The organism is Micromonospora taraxaci, assembly GCF_007830095.1.
GTDB classification, from domain to species: Bacteria; Actinomycetota; Actinomycetes; order Mycobacteriales; family Micromonosporaceae; genus Micromonospora; species Micromonospora taraxaci.
Genome location: NZ_VIWZ01000002.1, coordinates 161,980 through 187,142 on the forward strand (window position 1 = coordinate 161,980; position 25,163 = coordinate 187,142).

Below are 25,163 nucleotides of genomic sequence, written 5' to 3' on the forward strand. Positions count from 1 at the left end.
CGGGCCAGTAACCGTGGCACCCAACGGTCACGGGCGGGCACGACGGGCTCGTCCGTGGTCATCCGAGTCAGACGCGGCTGTCGTGATCGAGGGGCCGGGCGGTGAGCCGCCCACCGAACTCCCGTATCTCCTTGAGGTCGAACTTGCTCGTGAAGCGGTAGACGTATGGTCGGAATGGAGGAAGGGCCGCCGGCCCACTGTCGGCGACGCCTGTGCGGCCGTCATTCATGTTTTTTGCGTCGAACGGCCGCCGCGGGTGTCCGCGGTACGGTATTCCCTGCACACGCGCTCACGCACCGTTCAACATCCGCCTCGCTGGAGGCGCGGGGGACTGACAAGCGACATACTCCCCGGTACCGTCGGCTCCACACGAGCGACCGGGGCGGGAGGGCCGTGTCTCGCAGCTTCGCGGCGCAGGAGTCGGCGGTAGGCCCAGTTCGGCTGATGGCTGTCTCCCTCTATTCCGAGCGCTATCCGGCAATTGGCGAAAGCCACGGGCTTTCCGCGATCGCGGGGTCACTGCGCGGGGCGTTCGGTGAAGCGGAGCTGCAGGTCGCGCTCGTGGATATGGTCGAGTGGGGCGAGGAGAACGCGAGCCGGCTCGCACACGTTGTCAGCGAGTTCCAACCCGACATCCTCGCGATTGGCCTGCAATACGGGACGTTCTCATTTCTGCAGAAGAACTACGCGAACCTGCGGGCTGCCGTACGACGCCCCGACGCGCTTGTCGTCTTTGGTGGGCCGCTCGCCACCTATCTGAGCGATCGGCTGATCAACGAGATAGCCGGCGACGCCGTGGTGATCCTCGGAGAGGCGGACGAGGCGCTCCCCGAGCTGGTGCGAGCCTGGGTGAGTGGTCGTTCGGACTGGTCGAGCGTGGCTGGCCTGCGGTACAGAGATCGGGTGCGTGGTGTCGACATAGCCACACCACGAAGGCTTGTCGACCTGAAAGCCGTACCGCCGCCGAGCCGTCTGCATCTGAACCGGATCGCGGCGCTGGGTGGCGAGATCTTCGTGGAGACCAGCCGCGGTTGTTCCTGGGCCGCGTGCACGTTCTGCCTCCGGGGTCTGACCGACGTTCACGGGCGCGGGTTCGAGTTCAGGCGGAAGTCCGCAGAGGCGGTTGCCCGGGACCTCACCGAACTCGCCGCCCGCGGTATCCGAGAGGTCACCATCGCAGACGAGGACTTCCTTGGCGGTGATCTGGGTCAGACCGAGGAGTTCGTCTACCAACTGCTGGCAATGCCACTCCCGCAGTTCCGCTTCGATGCCAGCGCGACCATCCACTCGATCTTCTCGCGGAGGGACACGCCGGGTGCGGCCGGCAGACGAAAGGCCCTTGTCGAGGCGTTGGCGCGTGCCGGGCTCCAGAAGGTCTTCCTGGGCATCGAGTCGTGTTCCCCAACACAGTTGAAGCGGTACGCGAAGGGGCACACCCGGAATGAGGCGGTCGCGGCGGCCGAACTGCTGCGCTCTCTCGGCGTCCGCGTCGAGATCGGGGTCATACTCTTCGATCCGCTGTGCACACTCGACGAGATCGAGGACAGCCTCCAGTTCATGCGTCAGCACAATCTCGCGTCGGTCGCCTCCGGGATCAGCAGTGAGTTGCGGTTACAGACCTCCTCGCACTACCTGGACGTGTTGCGGAAGTACGAGCGCGCTCGGGACGTGGCCCTCCACGACCCGGTGTTCGACCCGGACACGCTGATGCACTCGTACCGGTTCGCGGATCAGGAGGTGCAGCGGCTCTACGACTCCGTGCAGTTGTGGAACCGTCGGCTGCATCCGCTGTACTACCCGTCGAAGAGCCTGTCGCGCTTCGGCGCCACAGGCGCCCTGGGAGAGTCGGTGCAGGAGCTGAGAACCGCCACCAATCTCTTCCGGGATGAAACCTGTGACGCCATCTTGTCGGCGATCCGCCACGCCAGAGTGGGCAGGGATTTCCGGACGCCCTTCGATCTCGATATCGAAGCGACGGCCCGCCGCCTTGCGGATGCCGTCGTCCGTGCCCTGGCGCGCCGCGAAGGGCCGGACGCGCATCCGGTCATCGGGCGGGCCCTGGTGGCCGCCCGAAACGTCGACGCCCTGTTGACCGCATGATTCGAATAATCGAAAGGTATGTGATGGACCCGGAACGGATGCTTGAGAGCATGGCAGAAATGCACACGCTGACAAGACTGCCGCGGATCGGCTGGGTCATGGCCGGCGTCCCAGACCCGGAGTCGGTGTCCGACCACTGCTACGAGACCGCGGTGATCGCCTACCTGCTCGCCCAACAGATCGACGAGCCCGTGGACATGGGCAAGGTCCTCGCGATGGCGCTGTTCCACGAGACCGGCGAGGTGCGGCTTACCGATCTGCCGCGGCGATCCTCGCCGTACGTGAAGAATTTCAAGCGCGAAGCCGAGCGGCAGGCCGTGAAGGATGTTCTCGGTGGCGTCGCCGAGTCCGTTCTTCCGCTCCTGGACGAGATGCACGCGCTGGAGACGATTGAGGCGAGGCTCGTCGAGGCTGCCGAGGAATTGCAGATCATCGCCGCCGCGATGTACTACGCGAAGGAGAACCGTGGCGACATGAGCGAATACCGACGCGACGTCGACAAGTACGATCCTCTCGGCATAACTCCGGCTGCGGCGGTCGCTGAGGTGATCAAACGCCGGCTGGGCGACTACCTCGGCAACAAGCCGTACTGGGAGTTGGGTTACAGCCAGCGTTCGACCAGCGGTGACCGTGGCGAGAACTGACGCACCCTACGACGTCTTCGTCAGCTACAGCGATGCCGACCGTGATTTCGCCCATCGGTTGTACGACGCCCTCCGCCGCAGCAAGTTCCGCCGCCGGCGTCTCCGGGTGTTCTTCGCGCCAGCGGCGATCACTGTCGGTGAGTCGATCCCGGCGGCGATCTCGCAGGCTCTGGACCGCTCTGGCTGTCTGGTCGCCGTCGTCACTCCGGCGTGGCTCGCTTCCGAATGGAGCCGGTTGGAGTCGGACGTCGCCGTCTGGCGTGACCCGGCCGCCAATCATCGGCTTCTCCTGCCACTGCTGCTCAAGACGACGGCCATGCCCACGCTGCTCAGCCGCATCAAGTACCTGGATGTTCGGGAGGGTAGAGACCTTGAGGAAATCATGCCCGACCTCATCGCGGCCATTCGATGGTCTGCCGCCGAGGCAGAGGAGCGAAGCCAGGCGGCAGCAGAACGGCGGGACGTTCTCGCGGCCCCGATTCTCCCCTGGCTGGGGTTCGGAGGCCCTAGCTTCGACTTTGTGTGGCCCGAAATGATTATCGACCCGAGCGTCTCTCCGCTTCGGCATCCGGGTAGCGACGCTCGCCTGTCGAACTGGCTCACGTCGGCGCGCACCGAGGCGGCGTGCTTTGCTGTCGTAGGGGTCGCCGGGGCCGGAAAGACCACGGCTCTGCGTTCGCTGATGCTCTCCGGAGGCGGCGACCTCCCGTCCCAGCGCGTCTTTGTGCACGCACGCGACCTGCCGGCGCGTGCCAGCGAACTGGCCACCCGCTCGCGGCGGATGGCGCGGTTGGCCCTGTTGGTGGACGGGCTCGACGAGGCCGGAGAAGGTTTGGTGGAGACGGTGAGTAGCCACCTGGGCCAGCTCGCAGCCGCGGGCGCGACCATATTCTTCGCAGCCCGGACCGACTTCTTCGACCGCCAGAGCGACATCCTGAAGCGCACCCTGGGCATGCCGCGGGAGGTGTTGGAGGTCAAGTCGTGGACCAGAGAAGACGTCCTCGACTTCGCGAGCGGATACGCGCAGCGGATCAGCGACCCGTCGGTCTCGGCCAGAGCCGAGAGCATCATCGACGATGTCCCGGGTGCTGCACAGATGTCTTCCAACCCGATGCGGCTCACGCTTTTGCTTTATCTCCTCGCATCGGGCGCGGCCATCGATGTCGTCCGCCTCAGTGAGCCCTACGCCCTTTACACCATGTTCTACCGGGAGTGGCTGACCCGGGAACGGCACCGGGGGACCGGGGGGATCGACTCGTCGCTGGTCCAGAAATCGCACACTGCCCTGGCCCGTTGGTTCTACACCAATCGCGGGGAGCGGGCACGTCCGGAAGAGAGCATCGGTGCCGATGTGTGGATGGCGCTGCGGACGGACAGCGCCTTCACGGAGCTGCTGGACACCGCTGCCGGGTGGGGTGATGAATCCGAGAGCATCCGGGGATTCCGGCACGAGACCATCGGTGAGTTTCTGATCGCGCAGTCCGTCCTGGATGCGTTCCTCGCCGGCGGTCCGGCGATCGACGCTGCGTTGACCGTTACCGTCGGCGATGATGTCAACAGTTTCGTACGAAGCGGCCTTACGGATCTGGGCGCGGCTCGGGTGTCGGTGATTCAGCAGAATCTCGCGGCTCGGTACGACGAGCTGGAGGCCGATAGTGCCGGTCGTGACACGGACCGGAGTGAACGACTACGAGAGCAGATCATCTATTACGTCGGTAGGCTCCCGGTGGACGAGGCGCCACCGATGCTGGTGCGGGCGTTCACCACCGAGAGTTCTCCGCTGCTCCGGCGCTCCGCGGCGCTCGGCGCGATCCTGCACGGCGACGACGACGCGGAGATCGAGTACATGGCGCTGCTCGACGATCCGGGCGAGGCCAGCCTCAATCGTTCGGTGCAGATGGTGTACTTCGGTGATGTGCACGGTGATCTGCACACGTTCGTCGATGGCGGCCAGGGCTGGAGCAAGACGCGCGCGGCGATCCTGCGACGGCTCGGTGGCCACTCGCTCCGGGACCGGCGACTGCGCTGGTGGGACCTCAAAACCCTGCGGTCCTTCCTGGAGGCCCGGCCCGGCGACACACTGTCGAGCGCGGAACTCGCGGTCGTGCACGGCATCGATACCGCCGCCGAAGGCGGGTCGGAGCGGGAGCTGGCGGTCGGCCGAGAGGTCCGTCTCATCGACGAGTTGGTCCGGGGGCGCCCCACCTGATCTACCCCGGGGCCATCGATCGTCCAGCAGTTCTTGGTCGGCAACGGCGCCAGCAGCCGGGCCATGAAGTCCCGCACCCGCCAGGCCGACCGAAGCACGACCCGATCACGTCCATCGGCTCGTCAAACAGCCCAGACCATCGCTGGGCGTCTACTCAGTAGGCGGCAGCCACCGCCGTATCTTTGGTCCATACAACCACGAGACTCAGCGGTGGCTGCTCCATGCCTACGCACAAAGCCACACCGCTCCAGCAGGTCCGAACGGATCTCCTGCCGGAATACTAGAGATCTTGGCTGTTGCGACCCTCTCGGTGATGCGTTGAGTGACCGTTTCTGTCCTTGGCGCGAGTGCGTTCCGCGCCTGGTTGTCGCCCCCCGTTTACCCCCGAAAACCCCTGCCAATAGTTGACCAGTGCCGATAAGTGATCGCTGCCATCGAGTGAGCGGCGCGGCGGGCGCACCGTGACGGCGCTGCACGAGGCGCCCCGTCCCGGGTCAGGGTTCGCGCCTTCCGAAGATGATCCCTCCGAGCTTGCTCTCGGGCGAGGTGAGGGTCGTCTGCGACTCGACCCGGAAGCCACTCGTCCGCAGCCGGGCCGCCACCTGGTCGGGCTGGCGGCGGTGCACGTCGACCGTCATCGGATGGCCGCCGTAGCCCTCCGTCTTGCGGGTCGTCTCGTCGCCCACGTGGAAGCCGAGCAGCAGCGGGCCACCGGGTCGCACCACCCTTCGGAAGTGCGCGAGCACCGCGCCGAGCTGGTCGTCCGGGATGTGGATGAGTGAGTACCAGGCGATCAGGCCGGCGACCGAACCGTCGGCCAGGTCGAGGTCGGTCATCGAGCCGACCTCGAACCTCAGGCCGGGATGATCACGGCGGGCCACCGCGATCATCCCGGGTGAGAGGTCGATCCCGAAGGCGTCGACGCCGAGCGTGTGCAGGTGGGCGGTGATGCGCCCGGTTCCGCAGCCCACGTCGGCGACCGACCCGCCTCCGGCCGCGTCGACGAGTTCGGCGAACAACGCCAGAGCCGCCCGTTCGTACGGTGACTGCGCCAGGAGGTCGCGCACCAGGTGCGCGTAACTGACGGCTACCGTGTCGTAGGACGCGCGGGTGTCGGACAGCCAGTCGGCGTCGACGCTCATGCCTGGCACCGCCCGATCAGCGAGGGGTTGGCAGGGTCGCCGGGAAGTCGCGACGCTTGAGCTTCGCCATCCGGCCGTCCGGGTGGTGCCAGACCACGCCCTCCCAGCCCGGGTGGCCCAGCAGCCATTCACGCAGCCCGTCGTGGTCCAGCGGTGCCCTGCGCAGTTCCTCGTCGTCCCCGGGGGCGCAGAAGCCGTGGCGGACGAGCTGATGGCCGGTGGCCTTCTCCGGGTTGCCGTTCACCTTCGGCCCGACCAGTTCGTAGGTGGCGCCAGGCTGTGGGCCGCTGAACTGGTCGACGATCGCGCCGAGAGCCTCAGCGTGGAACGTGGCGAAGGCGGACTGCTCGATCGGCTCCCAGCCGACGGTCTTGCCGGTCACGTCGTCGGTCATGACCGGCTGGTACCCCGGCGGCGTGGTCCTGCCCGGCTTGACCTCACGCCGGGCCCACCAGCGTTCGCCGTCGTACATGACGCAGGTGCCGTCGTACTTCCGGGTGGCGACTCCCTCGCCGTCGAGCACCCACCGGCAGTCCGGGTGGACATCTGACGTCACCCGGCGCATGTCCTCCGGGTCGCGTCGGAACAGGGTCGGGATCTTCCGCATGCGCGTGCTCCTTCCTGCTGCGCTGGTGCCGCACAGCATGAAGGAGCGGCGGTGCGCGCTGCCACGGCTTATTGTGGCTCGGCAGGTCATCGTCCAGAGTGGCGCGTCCTGTGACAGCGATCGTTCTACATCTCGGAGGCGTCCGCCCATGACCTTCGCGCCGGTGATCGTCAGTCTGCCCATCGCCGACCGGGCCACCTCGTACCGCTTCTACTCGGACGGCCTCGGTCTCGACGCGGTGGGCGAGGTGGCCGACGACGGCATTCCGGAGCCGTTGCAGTTCGTGGTCAACGACGGGTTGCGGCTGATGCTCGTCCCGACCGGGGGTTTCGGCTGGGTCATCGGTCGACACGAGGTCGCGCCGAAGGGGCAGAGTGAGTGCGTGCTCAACCTCGGCGTCGCCACACCCGCCGACGCGGACGCTGTCGTCGACCGGGCGCGCGCCGCCGGCGCCGACGTGGTCACCGAGCCGACGGCACAACCCTGGGGGTACGCGGGAGTCTTCGCCGATCCGGACGGTCACCTGTGGATGGTCTCGGCCGACTCGGGGTCCTGAAAGCGTCGGTGGTGGTGGATACGGTCCATCGGTGACCGTGACCACTGATGCCCCTGGCACGTTGCCCACTCCCGCCGACGAAGCCCGGCTGTGGGCACTCATCGAGTCGGCATGGGCCGAGTTGGGCGCGGAGCCTGCCGCGCTCCGGCAGGCCCTCGTCGAACGCGACCCGGCCGGCGACGACGGCGACGATGACGATGACGATGACGATGACGACCCGTCCTACGCGATCGACGACTGGCTGGATCGGTTCCTGGATCGGCTCGGGCACCTGTGCGCCGAGCTGAGCGGTTCGGAGTTGACCGACCTCGACCGTGTGGTGGAGCGCAAGCTTCACGACATCGATCGGGAGGACATCCACGAGGTGACCGACGGGTCGGACGACGGCTTCCTCTACTGCCGCGGCTTCATCGTCGCGCTCGGCCGGGCGTACTACGAGACGGTGCGCGCCGACCCCGCCATGGCCCTGCCGGACGCCGAGTGCGAAAGCATGTGTTACTTCTTCGCCCACCTGCACAACGACCGGTTCGGTTCGTGGCCGGAGACCGGCTCAGGCATCTCCCGGGAGTCGTTCGGCAACCCCGCCGGTTGGTCGGCCTGACCTGGCCGGGTGATCAGACGTAGATCTTCTTTGCGTACTCCGGGCCGTAGTGCCGTTCCAGGTCTTCGAGGCTCTCCGACGGCGCCTCCACCTCCTTGATCAGGCGTGCGCGGGACGGCAGCAGGTCGGGCTGCCAGGTGTCCGGCTTCCACAACGCGGACCGCAGGAACGCCTTCGCGCAGTGGTAGAAGATCTGCTCGATCTCCACCACCACGGCGAGCACCGGCCGGTGGCCCTTGACCACCATGTCGTCGAACCACGGCGCGTCGCCGACCAGGCGGGCACGCCCGTTGATCCGCAGCGTGTCGGTCCGCCCGGGGATCATGAAGAGCAGCCCGACGTGCGGGTTGTCGATGATGTTGTGGTAGCCGTCGGCCCGCTTGTTGCCCGGCCGCTCGGGCAGCGCGATGGTCGTGTCGTCCAGCACCAGGGCGAAGCCCGCCGGGTCGCCCTTGGGGGAGACGTCGCAGCTGCCGTCCGCGCCGGCCGTGGCCACCAGGCAGAACGGTGAGACGGCGAGCCATTCGCGGTCCCGTTCGTGCAGGCGGGCGCGTTCCTTGTTGGCGGCCCGTGCGTTCGGCGTACCGAGCAGGTCGCATAACTCCTCGTGGGAAGTGATCTCCACCGTCACGTTGCTCCTCCCTCAGGCGTTGACCCGTTGGCGGGTAGCACCGTTCGTCAGCCTAGGCCGCCCTGACCAGCACGAGGTTTGTGCCCGGTTGTCGTGGGTACGGCCTCAGCCGACACACCCGCCGCACGAACCGTCCGCAGCATGCCGACCAGTGGAGGCCGGGAGATGGAAAGCCGACTCAAGGTGCTGGGTCACCCAGTCCATCCGATGCTGGTCATGTTCCCGGTCGCGCTGCTGGTGACAGCCGTGCTGTTCGACGTGGTGGACACCGTCGGCGGTCCCGACTTCCTCGCCGAGGTCGCGTACTGGAACATCACCGTCGGTCTGATCGGCGGTCTGCTCGCCGCGGTGGCCGGCTCGTTCGACCTGCTGGCAATCCCGACCGGCACCCGCGCCAAGCGGGTGGGTCTGCTGCACGCGGCCGCCAACGTCGCGGTGATCCTGCTCTTCGCGGCCGTCTGGGCGGTCCGGCTCAACGCGGACTCGCGGGCTGCCGGCGGCGCGCTGATCGCCATCGAGGTGGTCGCTGTGGCGATCCTCGGCATCAGCGCCTGGCTGGGCGGCGAGCTGGTCGACCGGCTCGGCGTGGGCGTCGACCGCGACGCCAACCTGGACGCGCCCAGTTCACTACGGCCGCCCGCGGCCGCACGGCGGATCGGAGACGTGTGATGAGCGAGCAGCAGACCGGCGGCTTCGGCCGGGGATGGCGAGGCGGCCGACAGCAGGGCTGGGACCCGATGGGCGAGTTGCAGTCGCTGCGCGCCGAGCTGAGCCGCCTGGTCGGCGGTCGGGCCGGCGCGTCCGACGTCGAACTGACCGAGACCTCGGACGGCTGGGAGGTCGTCGTCCGGCTGCCCGGCGTGGCCCCGGAAGAGGTGGCGGTCGAGCTGGACGACCGCGAGTTGTGCGTGCGGGCCCGATCCGAGGCGGAGGTCAACGCCGACCAGGGCATCCCCGGTGGGTTCGAGACCCGCGGCTTCGAGTACCGCGTCAACCTGCCGTCCCGGGTCGACCCGGACGCCATCGACGCGGTCATGGACCACGGCCTGCTCCGGGTCCGGTTGCCCCGGGCGACCCGGCCCGCGCCGCGCACCATCACCGTCGGTCGCACCGGCCCGCGCTCCGGTGACCTCTCCACGGGTACGCCGATGCCTGCCGATCCCGCTGCGGACCGGGAGTTGCACCGCCCGGACACCGTCGGCGAGATCGACCGGCAGTAGCGGGCTGCGTGGTCACCCCGTCCGTGCTCGGCCCGACCGCCGAGCGCCTTCCCGACGTGCGGCGGATCGCCGTGCTCCGCGCCAACGCGCTGGGCGACTTCGTGTTCGCCCTTCCGGCGCTGGACGCGCTGCGCGCCGCGTACCCCTCGGCGGAGATCGTGTTGCTCGGCGCGCCGTGGCACGCGAAGCTCTGGCGCGACCGGCCGGGCCCGGTGGACCGAGTGCTGGTGGTGCCGCCGGCACCCGGCATCCGTACGCCCGACCCGGGTGAGCCGGAGTCGTCGATGGACGACTTCGTCGCCGTTGCCTCCGGTGAGGGGTTCGACCTGGCGGTGCAGATCCACGGTGGTGGCGCCAACTCGAACCCGCTGATGAGTCGTCTGGGTGCCCGGGTGACAGTCGGCCTACGCGCCGAGGACGCGCCGCCGCTGGACCGGTGGCTCCGCTACGTCTACTACCAGCACGAGGTGATCCGCTACCTGGAGGTGGTGGCGCTGGTCGGGGCACCGGCAACCACCATCACTCCGACGCTGACCGTGACCGACGCCGACCGGGCCGAAGCGGCCCAGGTGCTCGGGCCGGCGAACCGACAGCGGGTGGCGCTGCACCCCGGAGCCAGCGACACCCGCCGCCGCTGGCCCGCCGAGCGCTTCGCCGAGGTGGCCCGTGAGCTGCATGGTGACGGCTACGAGGTGCTGGTCACGGGTACGCCCTCCGAGCAGGACGTGGTGGACCGGGTCGTCGCGGCGGCCGGGGTTCCGGTCCGGCCGCAGGTCGGGACGCTCAGCCTCGGCGGCTTGCTGGGCTGTTACGCCGACTGCGCGTTGGTCGTCTCCAACGACACCGGCCCGCTGCACGTGGCCGCCGCGGTGGGCACGTCCACGGTGGGCATCTTCTGGGTCGGCAACCTGATCAACACGGCGAACCCGCTGCGGGGTCGGCACCGGCCGATCTGTTCCTGGACTGTGCACTGCCCGGTCTGCGGGGTGGACTGCACACCGGGCATCTACCCGCACCGCCCCGGCGACGGCGAGTGCCCACACCGGGACTCGTTCGTGGCGGACGTTCCGGTGGTCGAGGTGCTCGAAGCGGCCCGGGAGCTGCTCAGCGCCGAGTGACGGCGATCAGGCCGGCTGGGGGGTGTCCTCCTCGGCGAGGACCACCTCCCACGCCTCGACGTCCCGGTCGGTGACGGTGGTCGGAGACTCCAGGTGGTACGCGCCGCTGGGCAGGATGCCCGCCCCGCCGTACCGGGCCAGCACCGCGAGCTGCGCGGCCACGTCCTCACCCTGGTGTTTCTCCTGCACCCGACGCCAGAAGTCGAAACCGCCGACGTCGACGAGCCTGGCCCGGTCGTAGAGCACACACCCGCCGATCCAGGAGACCTTGTACGCCCGCCACGCGCCCGGCGGCAGCGCCAACTGCTCGGTGACGTGCAGGAGGTTGGCCGCCGAGTGGATCCGGGCGCGGTTCCACTCCGGGGTGTCCGGGCGGATCCGCTCCGGCGTCGGAGGGCCGATCCACTCCTCGTAGTGCCCGTGCGACTCCGGCCGCACGTCGTCGGTGTACGACAGCCCGTGCACGCCGTTGCCGACGAACCCGCAGCCCAGCTCACCGATCGCCGTGACCAGCCGGTGCACCGCCCCCGGCTCCAACCAGATGTCGTCGTCGAGGTTGAGGACGTACCGGGCGGCCGAGGTGGCGAGCAGGTACGCCCGATGTTCGGCCAACCCCCGGCGGGGCAGCCGACGGGTCAGCAGCACCGGGTGACCCCGTTGGCGCAGCGCGCGGACCATGGTGGCCGCGGCGGGGTGCGCGTACGCGGGCTCCCCGTCGGACTGGTCGCTGACCACCACCCCGAAGCCGGGTACCCCGTCCTGGGCGGCGAGCCCGGCCAGGGTGACAGCCAACTCGGCGGGCCGGTTCCGGGTCGGAATCAGCACGTCGAGCAGCCGGTCGGCGCGGAACTCCTCCGGGGCGCCGAGGTCGAGGGGGCGGTTCACGACGCCTGGGTGCGGGTGCTCAGCGACTCATCGGGCACCCGGTCCGTGGCGCGCGGAGCCGGGTCCTGACTGTGCGTCCGGATCCGCTCGATGATCGCGGAGGTGGACCGGTCCGGCACGTACCCGAGGGTGCGCACCTGTCCGCCAAGACGACGCACCAGCGGGGCTTCCGGGACCAGCTCCGGCGGGTAGTCGCCGCCCTTGACGTAGACGTCCGGCCGGACCGCCTCGATCAGCGCGGCGGGCGAGTCCTCCTCGAAGACCACGACGTGGTCCACACAGGCCAGGGCAGCGAGCAGGGCGCCCCGGTCCTCGACCGGGTTGACCGGGCGGTCCGGGCCCTTCAGCCGTCGTACGCTGCCGTCCGAGTTGACGGCCACGATGAGCAGGTCGCCCAGGGCGCGGGCCTGTTCCAGGTAGCGCACGTGGCCGCGATGCAGCACGTCGAAGCAGCCGTTGGTGAACACCACCGACCGTCCCGCCTCGCGGTACTCGGCGACGATCGCGTCCAACTCGTCGGTGCCGACCAGCGCCGAGCGGTCCGTGGTCCCGGTCGGTTGGTCGAGCGCGGTGAGCAGGTCCTCCCGCCGGCACACGCAGGTGCCGGTGTCGGAGACGGTGATGGTGGCCGCCAACTGGGCGAGCTGGGCGGCGGTGGGCAGCGGCGCGTCGGCGGCCAGGGCCAACGTCATCGCCGCCAGGTACGCGTCCCCCGCGCCCACGGCGTGGCTGGCCGGAACCGGGGTGCTGTGGCTGCGTCGTGGCGCCCCGTCGGCACCGCCGACGACAGCACCCTCGGTGTCCAGGGTCACCGCGACCACGTCAGCTCCGGTGTGCGCGCGCAACTCGGCCAGCCGCGACTCGGCCAGTACGGCCCGGTCGACGCCCTCCCCGGCCCGGGTGTTCACCGTGACGCCGGTGCCGGTGACGCTGAGCCCGTCGCCGGTGAGTGCCACCCGGCCCTCGCCTCGGATCGGCTCACCGACCGGGCCGGGGCGGTCGGTGGTGCGTTCGGCGGCGTCGTCGGCACGTACCCCGCCCGGGGCCGCGCCCACTGTCATCTCGGAGGGCCCGTCGGCCGGGTCGATGTCCGGGTGTTTCAGGTGCAGTTCCGTCCCGCCCGTCGGCCGGGTCGTAGCGCCGGCACGGGCCAGCAGCCGGGTCGCCTCGGCGAAGCTGGGAGTGACGACTGTCGGCGCGAGCCCCCGCCAGTCGGCCAGGTCGTGGGCGTCCAGCGCGACAGTGGCGTACCGCTCGCGTTGTTCGACCAGCCACGCGCGGACCGGCGCGGGCAGCGCACCCAGGCCGTAGTCGCAGACCACCAGGGTCGGCGCCTCCCCGCCGGCGGCGGCGCGCAGCTCCTCGGTGGCGCAGGCCAGCGCGGTGAGCAGCCGGCTCACGCCCTCCGGGTCGAGGGCGTCGTCCGGGTCGCCGGAGTCCTCGCGCAGCAGGATCTGGTTACCGGCCAGCATCCGCCGCTTGACCGGGGTGGGTCGTCCCGGCTGGTCGACAGTGCGGTCCCAGACGCCGGCGCGGTCCAGACAGTCGTGCAGTTCGTCGCCGGCCACGTCGGCGCCGACCGGTGCCACCAGCACCGCCCGGCCGCCCAGCGCGGCGACGTTGACCGCGGTGTTCGCGGCACCACCGGCTGCGGAGATCCGTCTGCGCAGGGTCAGGACCGGAGCTGGTGCCTCCCGGCAGAGTCGGTCGGAGTCGGCGAACCGCCATTCGTCCAACATGGCGTCACCGACGATCAGGACCGGGCGTCCGAGCCAGCTCTCCACGACGGTGGCGAGCCGGCGCTGTTCCGCTGCTGCTCCTGCCATGCCTCCCCGGGTCCCCACCGCCCCCCTGGCCAAACCTGCGTTCCGGTCGGTCCGGCCGCTGGTCGTACGCCTTTCGGTGGTTCGTCACCGGTCGGTTCTGTTTCGGGCGTTGCGGGCTGGGAAGGGGATTGAGGTACCCCCGGAAAGGAGATGTACCGACATGACAGCGGCATTGAACGGCAAGCGGATCGCCTTCCTGGCCACCGACGGCGTCGAGGAGGTCGAGTACGTCCAGCCGCGCGAGGCGGTCGAGAACGCCGGCGCGACGGTCGAGCTGGTCTCGCTGAAGCCCGGCACCATCCAGTCCTTCAACCACCTGGACCAGTCCAAGACGTACGACGTGGACGTGACAGCGGACAAGGCGGACGCCGCCGGCTACGACGCGCTGGTGCTGCCCGGTGGGGTGGCGAACCCGGACTTCCTGCGGGGCGACCCGGATGCGGTGCGGTTCGTGAAGGCGTTCTTCGACGCGGGCAAGCCCGTCGGGGTGATCTGCCACGGCCCGTGGACGCTCATCGAGGCGGACGTGGTGCGTGGTCGCCGGATCACCTCCTGGCCCACCCTGCGTACCGACCTGACCAACGCGGGCGCGACCTGGGTGGACGAGGAGTGCGTGACCGACGGCAACCTGACCAGCAGCCGCAACCCCGACGACCTCCCCGCCTTCTGCCAGAAGATCACCCAAACCTTCGCCGCCTGACCCCAACCCTCTTTCGCCCGTTGATCATGAGGTTATTGCCACCTGGCCCGGGGCAGCGTGTCAGGGCGATAACTTCATGATCAACTTAGGGGGCGGGGGTTTTTTGGGGGATGCCGGCATGTTCTCTGGCTGTCGGGATAGAAGGGCACATGACCACCGAAGCCTCTGACGCGCCGGTGCTGAACCGTCAGCAGATCCGACTGCTCATGGTCGGTCTGATGACCGGCATGCTGTTGGCCGCGCTCGACCAGACCATCGTCGGCACGGCCCTGCCGACCATCGTGGGCGAGTTGGGCGGGATCAACCACTACTCGTGGGTCGTGACCGCGTACCTGCTCGCCTCGACCGCGTCGACCCCGTTGTACGGCAAGATGGCCGACCTGTACGGGCGCAGACCGGTCTTCCTCTTCTCGATCGGCACGTTCCTGGTCGGTTCGTTGCTGGCCGGCTTGTCCCAGAACATGACCCAGCTGATCATCACCCGGGGCATCCAGGGCCTCGGCGCGGGTGGTCTGCTGACGCTCGCGTTCACCATCATCTCGGACGTGGTGTCCCCCCGGGAGCGCGGGCGCTACCAGGGTCTGTTCGGTGCCGTCTTCGGAATCTCGTCGGTGGCCGGGCCGCTGGTCGGTGGGTACTTCGCGGAGACCGACTGGCGGTGGATCTTCTACATCAACGTGCCGCTGGCGATCCTGGCCATCGTGGTCTGCTACCACGTGATGCGGTTGATCCCGTTCGAACGCCGGGACCACTCGATCGACTGGCTCGGTGCCGGCCTGCTGGTCGCCGGGGTGAGTGCGCTGCTGCTCGCGCTGAGCTGGGGCGGCAACGAGTACGCCTGGGGCTCCGGCGTGATCATCAGTCTGTTCGTCGTCGGTGCGGTGCTGGGGGTGCTCTTCGTCCTCCAGGAGGCCCGGGTCGCCGAGCCGATCCTGCCGCTGCGGCTGTTCCGCAGCGCCACCTTCGCCCTGGCCAACTCGGCGCTGCTCATCATCGGTCTGGTGATGTTCGGCTCGATCATCTTCATCCCGCTGTACCTGCAGATCGTCAAGGGCGCCTCGCCGACCCGCAGTGGTCTGCTGATGCTGCCGATGATGGCCGGCATCATCATCACCTCGATCCTGACCGGTCGCGCGATGACCCGGATCGGCCGGTACAAGTGGTTCCCGGTTGCCGGTTCGGTGACCCTCCTGGTCGGCATGTTCCTGTTCACCCGCCTGGAGGTGACCACCTCGCTCTGGGTGGCCTTCGGGTTCATGGTGGTGATCGGCGTCGGGCTGGGTCTGTGCATGCAGTCGCTGATCCTGGCCGTGCAGAACGCGGTGTCCGTGCGTGACCTGGGGGCCGGGACCTCGTCGGCCACGTTCTTCCGGTCGCTGGGTGGTTCGTTCGGGGTGGCGATCCTCGGCACGGTGCTCTCGTCCCGGCTGACCAGCGGGCTCGCGGACCGGCTGCCCGGCGCGATCGCGCAGCTCCCGCCGCAGGAGCAGGCCGCCGTGGCGGCGAGTGGCGGCTCCAACATCTCGATCAACGATCCGGCGACCATCCTGGCCCTGCCGGGGCCGGTGCGCGCGGCCATCCAGGGAGCTTTCGTCGACGCGTTGGACATGGTCTTCCTGACCGCCGGTGTGATCGCGATCCTGGCGGTGGTGGTCACGCTGACGCTGCCCAACACGCAGCTGAGGGGCGCCGGTCCGCAGGGCGCCACCGGCGGCGCCGACCCGCTCGGCGGTGAGGCGCCGGCCCCGGGCGGCAAGCCGCTGACCCGCGAGTCCAAGGAGGAGGCCGCCGCCGACATGGAGGCCAAGTCCCAGACGATGATCTGAGCGCGTCGACCGACCGTCCCGGACTCCTCCGGGACGGTCGGTGTCATCCGGCCACGAGGCGCAGCGGTTGCGGGTGTTGGCTGTCGAGGCGGTCGAGCGCGGCGGAGGTCGTCGCGTCGGCGGGCAGGTACACGATCAGGCGCTGGTCGTCGTCCGCGGGGAGTTCGAGGGTCTCGTACGCGAGGCGGAGCATGCCTGCCTCGGGATGGGCGAGGCGGAGGATGCCGTTGGCCTTCGGCAGGCTGGGCACTGTCTCGACGCGCCGGGTGAAGGCGTCACCCGCCGTGATGGTCAGCTCGTCCGCCAGCGCGGCCATCGGCGGGTAGGCCCGGAACGGGCCCTGCTTGAGGGCGGCGACCTGCTCGTCGGCCAGGTGGTCCCAGTCGGGGTACGCGCTGCGCGCCCGGGCGTCGGTGAGGACGAACCGGGCGAGGTTGGGCTGTGCCGCGTCCAGCAACCCGATCGGTCTCATCAGACGTTCGTAACCGTTGGTGTGGGCGACGATGTCGCTGAGCTGGTTGAGCAGCACCGCCGACGTCGGTTCCAGGCGGCCGAGCAGCGCCCGCACGGTCGGACGTACCTCGGCGGTGGGGGTGACGTGGCCCCGGCAGTTGTAGCCGGGATCGGCCGCCTTGGTGAGGCGGTGCAGGTGAATACGTTCGTTCCGGTTCATCCGTAGTGCGGTGGCGAGCGCGGCGAGCACCTGCGGGGACGGCCGGCGGTCGCGGCCCTGTTCGAGCCTGGTGACGTACTCCACGCTGACGTCGGCGAGGGCCGCCACCTCGGAGCGGCGGAGCCCCGGCGCGCGCCGGCGCGGCCCGGCGGGCAGCCCCACCTCGGCCGGCGTCACCGCTTCCCGGTGGACACGCAGGAACAACCCGAGCTCGTTGTCGCTCATCGTCCGAACGTAGCAACGGCTGCGGGCCGGATGGTGTCCCTGCCACTACCAGCTTCAGTCCGGTCTCCCTGGTGTCCTGCCGGCTGACGACCGTGGGGAAAGGCGCTCGACAGCGGTCGAGCGCGAAACCCTGGTCGGTTGGAGCTGAGTCATGAGTCGTACGGTCGCGGTCATCGGTGGCGGTTACGGGGGTACGGCGGTCGCCAAGGCGCTGGAGGCGGTGGCCGACGTCGTCCTCATCGATCCTCGGGACGCGTTCGTCAACGTCGCGGCATCGCTGCGGGCGTTGGCCCGGCCCGACTGGGCCGGCAACATGTTCTTTCCCTTCGACACGGTGCTCACCCGGGGCACTGTGATCCGGGACCGAGCTGTCTCGGTGGATTCCGGCGGCGTCACCCTGGCCTCAGGTCAGCGTGTCGCAGCGGACTACCTGGTGCTGGCAACCGGCTCCAGTTACGCCTACCCGGCCCGGGTCGACGCAGATTCCGTCGAGGCGGCGCTTGAGGACCTGCGTCAGACCAACAAGGAGTTGGCCGGTGCCGAGCGGGTCCTGATCCTCGGCGCCGGGCCGGTCGGGTTGGAGTTGGCCGGTGAGATCAAGGACGCCTGGCCGGACAAGCACGTGACCCTCGTGGATCCGGCCGAGCAGCTGGTGCCGGGCTTCACGTCGGAGATGCGCGACGACCTGCACCGGCAGCTCGACGAGCTGGGCATCGACGTGCGGCTGGGCACCAGGCTGACTGCTCCGTTGACGACCGAGGCCAATCGGGTCGCCACCTTCACGACCACCACCACCGGCGGCGACGAGATCACCGCCGACATCTGGTTCCGTGCCTTTGGTCTGCGGACCAACAGCGGCTACCTCGTCGATGGCGGGCTGACGACGCTCAACCCGCAGGGGCGGGTCGCCGTCACCGACACACTCAACGTGCGTGGCCCCGACGGAATCTTCGACCACGTCTACGCGATCGGTGACCTCACCGATCTGGCTGAGGACAAGCTGGCGGCGTACGCGTTGCAGCACGCCGAGGTCGTGGCGCAGAACATCACCGCGCAGGTGCGTGGCGAGCGGGCCACTGCCACCTACCGACCCATGCCCGATCCCATGATCCTGCTCCCGCTCGGGCCGCGTTTCGGTGTCGGTCAGATGCCCACGCCCGACGGTGTGGCAGTCGTCCCTGCCGCGACCGTCGCCGAGTACAAGGGCACCGACCTGTTCACCGGCCGCTTCACCGAACAGTTTGGGCCCACCGCCGCCTGAGCGACCCGACAGTTGGTGGAAGCGTCACGCGGGGCGGCGGTAGGCGCCGTACCACCAGGTCGCGGCCAACTCCCGGGCGGCTGCCGCGTCGGTGTCGGGGTCGGCAGTGGTCGTGCTGACGTGGTCGGCAAGGAAGCGGTCGCCGCCGACCACGATCAGCCGGCTGGCGGCCACCACGTCGAGGTCGGCGGGGGTGCGCCCGGCCTCCTGCTCGGCGCGGAGCGCGTCCACGGTGCGCGCCACGAACTGCTCCAGCCCTGCCGCCCAGTACTCCCGGACCACCTCGTCGTACGCGGCGACCTCGCTGACTGCTGCCAGAACCGGAGCGTATGTCCGGTAAATCCGGATCACGTCGGCGAAGACCTCGGTCAACCGTGCCAGCGGGTCACCGGGTCCACCGGGATCCCAGCCGCCGGTGCGCTCGAAGGAGCTCTCCCGCATGGTGCCGGCGAGGCGCATGAGCAGTTCGCTCTTGTCCCGGAAGTGGGTGTAGAAGGTCGACCGCGCGACCCCGGCCTCGGCGGCGATCCGCTGCACCCCGAGGTCGGTGAATCGGGTCCCCTCCCGCAGGAGGCGCTCGGTGGCCGCCAGTACCCGTGCCTCGACGGCAGCCCGACCATCGGGGTTGCGCGGGCGGCGGCGGGTGATCGAGGGCATAGCCGGAATCCTAGGTGGCCGGGGGTTGGGTCGGCGACGTACGCTCGCTGCCGGACACAGTGTCCGACATAGTGACCGTGAGGCGGCTGACCTCGGCCTCCGACCCACCACGAGGAGCAACACACGTGAAGTACCGGCTGTTGGGCAACACCGGGGTGTACGTCTCGGAGATCTCGCTCGGCGCGATGACCTTCGGCGGCGCTGGGCACCCGCTCTGGGGCACCCTCGGTGGGCTGGCGCTGCCCGAGGCGCAGCGGATGGTCGACACGGCGCTGGACGCGGGCGTCAACTTCGTCGACACCGCGGACGGCTACAGCGACGGCGAGAGCGAGGAACTGCTCGGCCAGGCGCTCGGCAAGCGACGTCGCGACGTCGTGCTGGCGACCAAGGTGCACTCCCGGACGGGCCCTGGCCCGAACGACGTGGGCACCTCCCGGCTGCACATCATGCAGAACCTGGAGGACAGCCTGCGCCGGCTGGGCACCGATCACATCGACCTGTACCAGATCCACAACTTCGACCAGGTCACCCCGATGGAGGAGATGCTGCGCGCGCTGGACGACGCGGTCCGGCAGGGCAAGGTCCGCTACATCGGCTGCGCCAACTTCGCCGCCTGGCAGATCTCCAAGGCGCTGGGCATCTCCGCTCGGGAGAAGTTGGCCGGCTTCGTCTCCGTGCAGGAGTACTACTCCCTGCTGGGTCGGGACGTCGAGCGCGACGTGGTGCCGATGGCGCTGGACGCGAACGTCGGCCTGACCGTGTGGAGCCCGCTCGCCGGTGGTTTCCTCTCCGGAAAGGTCGGCCGGGACGGCACCGTCGCCGACAGCGGCGCGCGCAGCGCCCAGCCCGGTTACACCAGCTTCACGCCGTTCGACAGGGAGCACGCCTTCGGGGTGGTCGACGTGCTCAAGGGCGTCGCCGAGCGGCACGACGTCAGCCCGGCCCGGGTCGCGGTCGCCTGGCTGCTGACCCGACCGGCCGTGACCAGCGTGATTGTCGGCGCCCGCAAGCTGGACCAGTTGGTGGACAACATCGCCGCCTCGGACCTCACCCTGACCGAGCAGGATCTCACCGAGCTGGACGAGGCCACCAAGCTGCCGGTCTCGTACCCGAACTGGATCCAGGAGGGGTTCTTCGCCGGGCTGCGCCATCCGCAGTAGGGCGACCCGGGGGCCCGGCCTACTTGAGGATCAGCCGGTTCGTCTGCTCGAAGACGTCCAGGTCGGCCAGGGTCTCCAGGACCGAGGTGGAGAGCGGGGTGGGGAACCGGTCCCGGGCGAAGAAGCCCGCGTCGGTCGTCTCGTCGGTGACCCGGGCCAGTTGCCCGTCCCACTCCTCCACCTTGAACGCCGTCGTGAAGACCTGGTACGTGTGCCCGTACATGTTGGTGCTGGTCCGGTCCGGCCCGGTGTAGAGGGCGAACGCGCAGACCCGCAACGCACGCAGCCCGGTCTCCTCGCGGACCTCCCGGACGGCGCAGTCGGCGATCGACTCGCCCAGCTCCATCGCGCCGGCCGGCATGGCCCACTGGCCGTTGTCCGAGCGCTGGATCAGCAGGATGCGTCCGGCGTTGTCGCTGACCACGGCACGGGCGCCGACGAACATCAGCGTCCGGTCCCCGGCGATTGCGCGTAACTGCCCTACGTACGAGTCGGCCCAGGAGATGCTCACCTGCGACAACTTACGGGGGTTCCCAACGTGTGACCGGCGACACTAACTTGTTACCCATGCGTAGCACGATGATGGACGCCCCTCTCCAGGTCTCCCGGATCCTCGATCACGGCGCAGGAGTGCACGGCACGGCCGAGGTGGTGACCTGGACCGGTGCCGAACCCCGCCGGATGACGTACGCCGAGGTGGGCCGCTCCGCCGCCCGGCTGGCGCACGCGCTGCGTGACGAGTGCGGCGTGACAGGTGACGAGCGAGTCGCCACCTTCATGTGGAACAACAACGAGCACCTGGTCGCCTACTTCGCGGTGCCGAGCATGGGCGCGGTGCTGCACACGCTCAACATCAGGCTCTTCCCCGACCAGGTCGTCTACATCGCCAACCACGCCGAGGACCGGGTGGTGCTCGTCGACACCACGCTCATCCCGCTGCTGGCCCGGGTGATCGGCGAGCTGACCACGGTGCGGCACGTCGTCGTGGTCGGCGGTGGTGACCCGGCGCCGCTGGTGGCGGCAGCCGGCGACCGGATCACTGTGCACCACTGGGACGCGCTCCTCGCCGACCGGCCCGAGGTGTACGACTGGCCCGAGGTGGACGAGCGCGACGCCGCGGCGCTCTGCTACACCTCGGGCACCACCGGCAACCCGAAGGGCGTGGCCTACTCGCACCGCTCGATCTACCTGCACTCGTTGCAGGTCTGCATGCCGGAGGGCTTCGGTCTCGGGCCGACCGACCGGGAGTTGGCCATCGTGCCGATGTTCCACGCCATGTCCTGGGGTCTGCCGTACGCGGCCTTCCTCTCCGGCGCGTCGCTGATCATGCCGGACCGGTTCCTCCAGGCCGCGCCGATCGCCGCGATGATCGCCGCCGAGCGGCCCACCCTGGCCGGCGCGGTGCCGACCATCTGGACGGATCTGCTGGCCTACCTGGACGGCCACGACGTGGACACCTCCTCGCTCACCGAGGTGATCGTCGGCGGCTCGGCCTGCCCGCCGGCGCTGATGCACGCGTTCGACGAGCGGCACGGGATCGACGTCATCCATGCCTGGGGCATGACCGAGATGTCACCGCTGGGGTCGGTCTCGCGTCCACCCGCCGGGGTGTCCGGGGAGCAGGCCTGGCGTTACCGCTACACGCAGGGGCGGGTGCCGGCGGGTGTGCAGGCGCGGATCGTCGGGCCGTCGGGCGAGGCGCTGCCCGCCGACGGCACGGCCGTGGGCGAGCTGGAGGTCCGTGGGCCGTGGGTGACCGCACGGTACGTCGGTGAGGATGCCCCGGACGTGGAGAAGTTCCGCGACGGCTGGCTGCGTACCGGGGACGTGGGCTCCCTCTCGCCGGACGGCTACATCACGCTGACCGACCGCGCCAAGGACGTGATCAAGTCCGGAGGTGAGTGGATCTCGTCGGTGGAGCTGGAGAACGCCCTGATGGCCCACCCGGCGGTGCTGGAGGCGTGCGTGGTGGGCGTGCCGGACGAGCGGTGGGACGAGCGACCGCTGGCCACCGTCGTGGTTCGGGAGGGTGCCTCGGTGACCGCCGAGGAGCTGCGGGACTTCCTGGCCGACTCGGTGGCGCGTTGGCAACTGCCCGAGCGCTGGGCGTTCATCGACGCGGTGCCGAAGACCAGCGTGGGCAAGTTCGACAAGAAGGTCGTCCGTTCGCGGTACGCCGAGGGTGAGCTGACTGTCCGGGAGCTGACAGCCCCGTAACGTTTTCCCAGGCACTGTCGCCTGTTGGGGCAGGGGCAACTCCTGAAGATCCCTCCCCAGGGGGCGGCCCCGGCGTTCGCACCGCGCCGGGGCCGCCCGTTCCACGCGGATGACCCGCACCGTCATTGTTGCGAAAGTTCTTCGCTTCTGTCCTGATGACGGAGAAATCGGGTGGTCCGCGACCCGATCAGGCGTCGCTGGTGGTCACCAGCACCTTGCCCACCGTCGAGTCCTCCACCGCCTGGTGCGCCGCCGACGTCTCGGCCAGCGGGTAGTAGTGCAGAGGCAGGCCAGCCTCTGCGCCGACCCGGAGCGCGCCCTGGCTGGCCGCCGCGGCCACGTCCTTCACACCCTGCGCCTTGGCCGCCTTCGGCTCGGTGTAGACCAGCACGAACTGCCAGCGGGCGTTCGGCGCCATCATCGCCCGGATCGGGATGCTCACCTCACTCCCGCCGTTGTCCGCGTACATGCAGACCGCGCCGCCGTGCCGCAGCACCTGCACGTCCACCGCCGCGTTCCGGGCCGGGGCGACCTCCACGATCGTGTGGACCCCGTCGGGGGCGATCCGGCGGACCTCCTCGACCACGTCCTGCTCCCGGTAGTTGATCACGTGCGAGGCGCCGGCCGCCGCCGCGAGCTGCGCCTTCTCCGCACTGCTCACCGTCGCGACGACAGTGGCGTCGGCCCAGCGGGCGAGCTGGATAGCGGCGTTGCCGACCGCGCCCGCCCCGCCCTGCACCAGCACTGTGTGGTCCGCCAACGCGCCGGCGCGCAGCGTGTCCGGCATGAACTCGCCGGCGGTCAGACAGCGGTGCGCGGTGAGGAACGGGATACCCAGGGCCGCCCCCAGCTCGAACGGGGCGTCGCCGAGGCGTACCGCCTGCCGGACCGGCACCAGCGTGTACTCCGCCGAGGTGCCCCACGGCCGCTGCCAGGCCGCCTCCCAGATCCAGACGCGCTCACCGATCAGGTCGGGGTCGACCCCCTCGCCGACGGCCTCCACCACCCCCGCGCCGTCCTGCCCGGGAATCTGCCACCCGTCCGGTGCGGAGTTGCGGCGGGACTTCCAGTCCGTCGGATTGACCCCCGAGACCGCCATCCGGACCAGCACCTCGCCCGCAGCCGGCTCCGGCACCGGCCGGTCGACCAGCTCCAGCACCGAAGGGTCGCCGGTCCGCTCGTACACGATGGCCTTCATTCGTGGTCTCTACCCCGCCCGGCCCGGGTCAACCCAGGCCCTCCACCAGCTCCGGGGTCAGCTCACCGATCGCGCCCAGCGTCACGGTGGCCAGCCGGGCGGCGTCCGGGTCGAGAGGGTACGAACCATGGGGCACCGCCACCACCCGCATGCCCGCCGCGGCCGCCGAGCGCACCCCGTTGGACGAGTCCTCCACGGCCGCGCAGCGGGCCGGGTCGACGCCGAGGCGTCCCGCGACGCTCAGGTACACGTCCGGCGCGGGCTTGCCCCGCTCGGTCTGCTCGGTGGAGAGGGTCGCGCCGAACGCGTCGGTCAGGCCGGTGGCGGCCAGCGCCGCCTCGATCAGCCGGGTCGGTGACGAGCTGGCCAACCCCAGCGGCCAGCGCCCGGCGAGCCGGCGGACGATCTGGTCGGCGCCGTCGATGAGAGGTACGTGGTCCCGGTAGCGCCGGGTCATCTCCTCGACGACCTCGGCGGCGACCTGCTCGGCGGTGCGGTCGACGCCCAGCTCACCGCTGAGATAGTGGGCCCACTCGCCGGTGCTCATCCCCATCAGGCGACGTTGCGTGTCCGGCTGCCACGTCCCGCCGTGCGCCGCCACGTACGCCCGGCGGACCTCCTCCCACACCGGCTCGGAATCCACGATCACGCCGTCCAGGTCGAAGACCACCGCATCCGTCACGGCACCATCCTGCCCGACCGGCGGGTGCCCGGTCAGCCGGGCAGCGCGGGCAGGCCGAGCGGGCTGCCCTCGGGGAGCAGCGTGTGGCCGGACCTGGCGATCGGCTCCAACAGCTCCCGGAGCCGATTCGTGTCGTCCGGGCCGAGTGCCCGCCACGGGTGCGCGGCGGCCCTGTCGGTGGCGTCCTCGACGGCCTGGAACTCGGCCCGGGCGTGCTCGGTTGCCGCGCCGTCCCCGGTCAGCCAGCCCCGCTGGGTGAGCCGCTCGCGGGCGGCCTTCCACTGCTCCTCGGACCAGCCCCGCCCCAGCAGGTACTGCGGCGGCGAGCCGTCCAGAGCGACCCGCCCGGCCAACGTCTCGACCGGGTCCAGCCCGGCGGCCACCAGCGCCGCCACGTGCCCGTCCCCCCGGTGCTCGCGCAGCGTCGTGGCGGCCTGCCAGAGCCGGGCCAGCGGGTACTCCCCGACCGGCAGCGCCGCGTTGGCCGCGCCGAGCACCCGGCCGGCGGTCTCCACCGCCGAGGCGGCCCGCTCCAGCAGGTCGGCGGCCTCGGCCAGGTGCGACTCCGGCAGCTCGTAGGTCAGCTCGGCGAGCGCCTGCACCGCGCCGGTCAGGCGGGCGCGGAGCGCCTCCTGCGGGGTGGCCAACCGCCACACCGCAGGCAGCGCCCGGGCGACCATCGGCGGCGCGAAGTTGAAGAAGGCGGCGACCACCGGCGCCGCCTCGGTCGCGCCCAGCGGCGCGGCCCGGCCGGCGAAGTAGCCCCGCCAGTAGCCGCGCAACCCGACCGCCTCGTATGCGGCACGGGCCCGGGGGTGAAGGTAGGTGACCGCGTGCACCGGCTCGAAGTGCGCCCACATCACGCGGGCCGTCCGTCCAGCCTCGTCCAGCGCCGTCACACGCACCTCCGCGTCCCGGTTACGGATGCTCACCCCGGGCGGCGAACCGCCCGGGGTGACGCCGAACCTACTGCCGGTGGGTGACGGGCCGGAAGCCCCATGTGAACAACTCCATCGCGATCCGTG

At 70.0% G+C, this 25,163-nt stretch carries 24 protein-coding genes; 13 read left to right on the top strand and 11 right to left on the bottom strand.

Annotated features, from left to right (window positions below):
- Positions 1-444: 444 nt before the first annotated feature.
- Genes FHU34_RS29865 through FHU34_RS29875 form a run of 3 tightly spaced genes read left to right on the top strand, consistent with a single transcriptional unit; the run spans position 445 to position 4,953 of the window.
- Complete coding sequence (locus FHU34_RS29865) at positions 445-2,100, top strand: B12-binding domain-containing radical SAM protein (RefSeq protein WP_167524984.1); 1,656 nt, start codon at positions 445-447, stop codon at positions 2,098-2,100.
- 50 nt (positions 2,101-2,150) lie between these two features.
- Positions 2,151-2,744, top strand: a complete 594-nt coding sequence (locus FHU34_RS29870; protein ID WP_167524985.1) for an HD domain-containing protein — start codon at positions 2,151-2,153, stop codon at positions 2,742-2,744.
- Positions 2,725-4,953, top strand: coding sequence for a TIR domain-containing protein (locus FHU34_RS29875; RefSeq protein ID WP_145785978.1), 2,229 nt, complete (start codon positions 2,725-2,727; stop codon positions 4,951-4,953). Before FHU34_RS29870 ends, FHU34_RS29875 begins: the two co-directional genes overlap by 20 nt.
- Before the next feature lie 494 nt (positions 4,954-5,447).
- Here FHU34_RS29875 and FHU34_RS29880 read toward each other — a convergent pair whose 3' ends face one another.
- Positions 5,448-6,095 carry a class I SAM-dependent DNA methyltransferase gene (locus tag FHU34_RS29880; RefSeq protein ID WP_145785979.1) on the bottom strand — a complete coding sequence of 216 codons (648 nt, stop codon included), beginning with the start codon at positions 6,093-6,095 and terminating at the stop codon, positions 5,448-5,450.
- Positions 6,096-6,111: 16 nt separating this feature from the next.
- Positions 6,112-6,702: an RNA ligase 1 family protein gene (locus FHU34_RS29885; RefSeq protein ID WP_145785980.1), complete on the bottom strand. Its 591-nt coding sequence runs from the start codon at positions 6,700-6,702 to the stop codon at positions 6,112-6,114.
- A 148-nt stretch (positions 6,703-6,850) separates the two neighbouring features.
- Between FHU34_RS29885 and FHU34_RS29890 the strand changes: the two genes are divergently transcribed.
- Positions 6,851-7,258: a VOC family protein gene (locus FHU34_RS29890; RefSeq protein ID WP_145785981.1), complete on the top strand. Its 408-nt coding sequence runs from the start codon at positions 6,851-6,853 to the stop codon at positions 7,256-7,258.
- A gap of 31 nt (positions 7,259-7,289) precedes the next feature.
- Complete coding sequence (locus FHU34_RS29895) at positions 7,290-7,859, top strand: DUF4240 domain-containing protein (RefSeq protein ID WP_244312052.1); 570 nt, start codon at positions 7,290-7,292, stop codon at positions 7,857-7,859.
- Positions 7,860-7,872: 13 nt separating this feature from the next.
- Here the strand turns inward: FHU34_RS29895 and FHU34_RS29900 are convergent, their stop codons facing one another.
- A complete protein-coding gene (locus FHU34_RS29900; protein ID WP_145785982.1) occupies positions 7,873-8,490 on the bottom strand; it encodes a pyridoxamine 5'-phosphate oxidase family protein in 618 nt (205 codons plus the stop codon).
- Between the two features lie 165 nt (positions 8,491-8,655).
- Here FHU34_RS29900 and FHU34_RS29905 point away from each other — a divergent pair, with 165 nt between their 5' ends.
- The 3 genes from FHU34_RS29905 to FHU34_RS29915 are packed head-to-tail and all read left to right on the top strand — an operon-like array spanning position 8,656 to position 10,828.
- On the top strand, positions 8,656-9,159 hold the full coding sequence (locus tag FHU34_RS29905; RefSeq protein WP_145786469.1) for a DUF2231 domain-containing protein: 504 nt from the start codon (positions 8,656-8,658) through the stop codon (positions 9,157-9,159).
- Complete coding sequence (locus FHU34_RS29910) at positions 9,159-9,710, top strand: Hsp20/alpha crystallin family protein (protein ID WP_145785983.1); 552 nt, start codon at positions 9,159-9,161, stop codon at positions 9,708-9,710. Before FHU34_RS29905 ends, FHU34_RS29910 begins: the two co-directional genes overlap by 1 nt.
- 8 nt (positions 9,711-9,718) lie before the next feature.
- Positions 9,719-10,828, top strand: coding sequence for a glycosyltransferase family 9 protein (locus FHU34_RS29915; protein WP_145785984.1), 1,110 nt, complete (start codon positions 9,719-9,721; stop codon positions 10,826-10,828).
- Positions 10,829-10,834: 6 nt separating this feature from the next.
- On the opposite strand, the gene FHU34_RS29920 is transcribed toward FHU34_RS29915, so the two are convergent.
- Both FHU34_RS29920 and rfaE2 read right to left on the bottom strand, forming a co-directional pair.
- A complete protein-coding gene (locus tag FHU34_RS29920; protein WP_145785985.1) occupies positions 10,835-11,713 on the bottom strand; it encodes a glycosyltransferase family 2 protein in 879 nt (292 codons plus the stop codon).
- Positions 11,710-13,539: a D-glycero-beta-D-manno-heptose 1-phosphate adenylyltransferase gene (rfaE2, locus tag FHU34_RS29925; protein ID WP_145785986.1), complete on the bottom strand. Its 1,830-nt coding sequence runs from the start codon at positions 13,537-13,539 to the stop codon at positions 11,710-11,712. The genes FHU34_RS29920 and rfaE2 overlap by 4 nt, the downstream gene beginning before the upstream one ends.
- Positions 13,540-13,699: 160 nt before the next feature.
- Here rfaE2 and FHU34_RS29930 point away from each other — a divergent pair, with 160 nt between their 5' ends.
- A complete protein-coding gene (locus FHU34_RS29930; protein ID WP_145785987.1) occupies positions 13,700-14,239 on the top strand; it encodes a type 1 glutamine amidotransferase domain-containing protein in 540 nt (179 codons plus the stop codon).
- Positions 14,240-14,388: 149 nt separating this feature from the next.
- Positions 14,389-16,065 (top strand): MDR family MFS transporter, encoded by a 1,677-nt coding sequence (locus FHU34_RS29935; protein WP_145785988.1) that lies wholly within the window; start codon positions 14,389-14,391, stop codon positions 16,063-16,065.
- Positions 16,066-16,108: 43 nt separating this feature from the next.
- Here FHU34_RS29935 and FHU34_RS29940 read toward each other — a convergent pair whose 3' ends face one another.
- A complete protein-coding gene (locus FHU34_RS29940) occupies positions 16,109-16,963 on the bottom strand; it encodes a helix-turn-helix transcriptional regulator (protein ID WP_145785989.1) in 855 nt (284 codons plus the stop codon).
- A 151-nt stretch (positions 16,964-17,114) separates the two neighbouring features.
- Here FHU34_RS29940 and FHU34_RS29945 point away from each other — a divergent pair, with 151 nt between their 5' ends.
- Entirely contained in the window at positions 17,115-18,224 is a 1,110-nt protein-coding gene (locus FHU34_RS29945) for an NAD(P)/FAD-dependent oxidoreductase (RefSeq protein ID WP_145785990.1), read from the top strand.
- A gap of 24 nt (positions 18,225-18,248) precedes the next feature.
- Here FHU34_RS29945 and FHU34_RS29950 read toward each other — a convergent pair whose 3' ends face one another.
- Positions 18,249-18,881 (bottom strand): TetR/AcrR family transcriptional regulator, encoded by a 633-nt coding sequence (locus FHU34_RS29950; protein WP_145785991.1) that lies wholly within the window; start codon positions 18,879-18,881, stop codon positions 18,249-18,251.
- 125 nt (positions 18,882-19,006) lie between these two features.
- On the opposite strand from FHU34_RS29950, the gene FHU34_RS29955 reads away from it, so the two are divergent.
- Entirely contained in the window at positions 19,007-20,041 is a 1,035-nt protein-coding gene (locus FHU34_RS29955; RefSeq protein ID WP_145785992.1) for an aldo/keto reductase, read from the top strand.
- 19 nt (positions 20,042-20,060) lie between these two features.
- Here the strand turns inward: FHU34_RS29955 and FHU34_RS29960 are convergent, their stop codons facing one another.
- On the bottom strand, positions 20,061-20,552 hold the full coding sequence (locus FHU34_RS29960; RefSeq protein WP_145785993.1) for an NUDIX domain-containing protein: 492 nt from the start codon (positions 20,550-20,552) through the stop codon (positions 20,061-20,063).
- Between the two features lie 71 nt (positions 20,553-20,623).
- Between FHU34_RS29960 and FHU34_RS29965 the strand changes: the two genes are divergently transcribed.
- On the top strand, positions 20,624-22,258 hold the full coding sequence (locus FHU34_RS29965; RefSeq protein ID WP_208745238.1) for a fatty acid--CoA ligase: 1,635 nt from the start codon (positions 20,624-20,626) through the stop codon (positions 22,256-22,258).
- Between the two features lie 187 nt (positions 22,259-22,445).
- On the opposite strand, the gene FHU34_RS29970 is transcribed toward FHU34_RS29965, so the two are convergent.
- The 3 genes from FHU34_RS29970 to FHU34_RS29980 are packed head-to-tail and all read right to left on the bottom strand — an operon-like array spanning position 22,446 to position 24,998.
- The gene (locus tag FHU34_RS29970; RefSeq protein WP_145785995.1) at positions 22,446-23,456 is read right to left on the bottom strand and encodes an NADPH:quinone reductase; all 1,011 of its coding nucleotides are present in this window, start codon (positions 23,454-23,456) and stop codon (positions 22,446-22,448) included.
- Between the two features lie 28 nt (positions 23,457-23,484).
- A complete protein-coding gene (locus tag FHU34_RS29975; protein WP_425280600.1) occupies positions 23,485-24,174 on the bottom strand; it encodes an HAD family hydrolase in 690 nt (229 codons plus the stop codon).
- The gene (locus tag FHU34_RS29980) at positions 24,171-24,998 is read right to left on the bottom strand and encodes an SCO6745 family protein (RefSeq protein ID WP_145786470.1); all 828 of its coding nucleotides are present in this window, start codon (positions 24,996-24,998) and stop codon (positions 24,171-24,173) included. The genes FHU34_RS29975 and FHU34_RS29980 overlap by 4 nt, the downstream gene beginning before the upstream one ends.
- Positions 24,999-25,163: the final 165 nt, after the last annotated feature.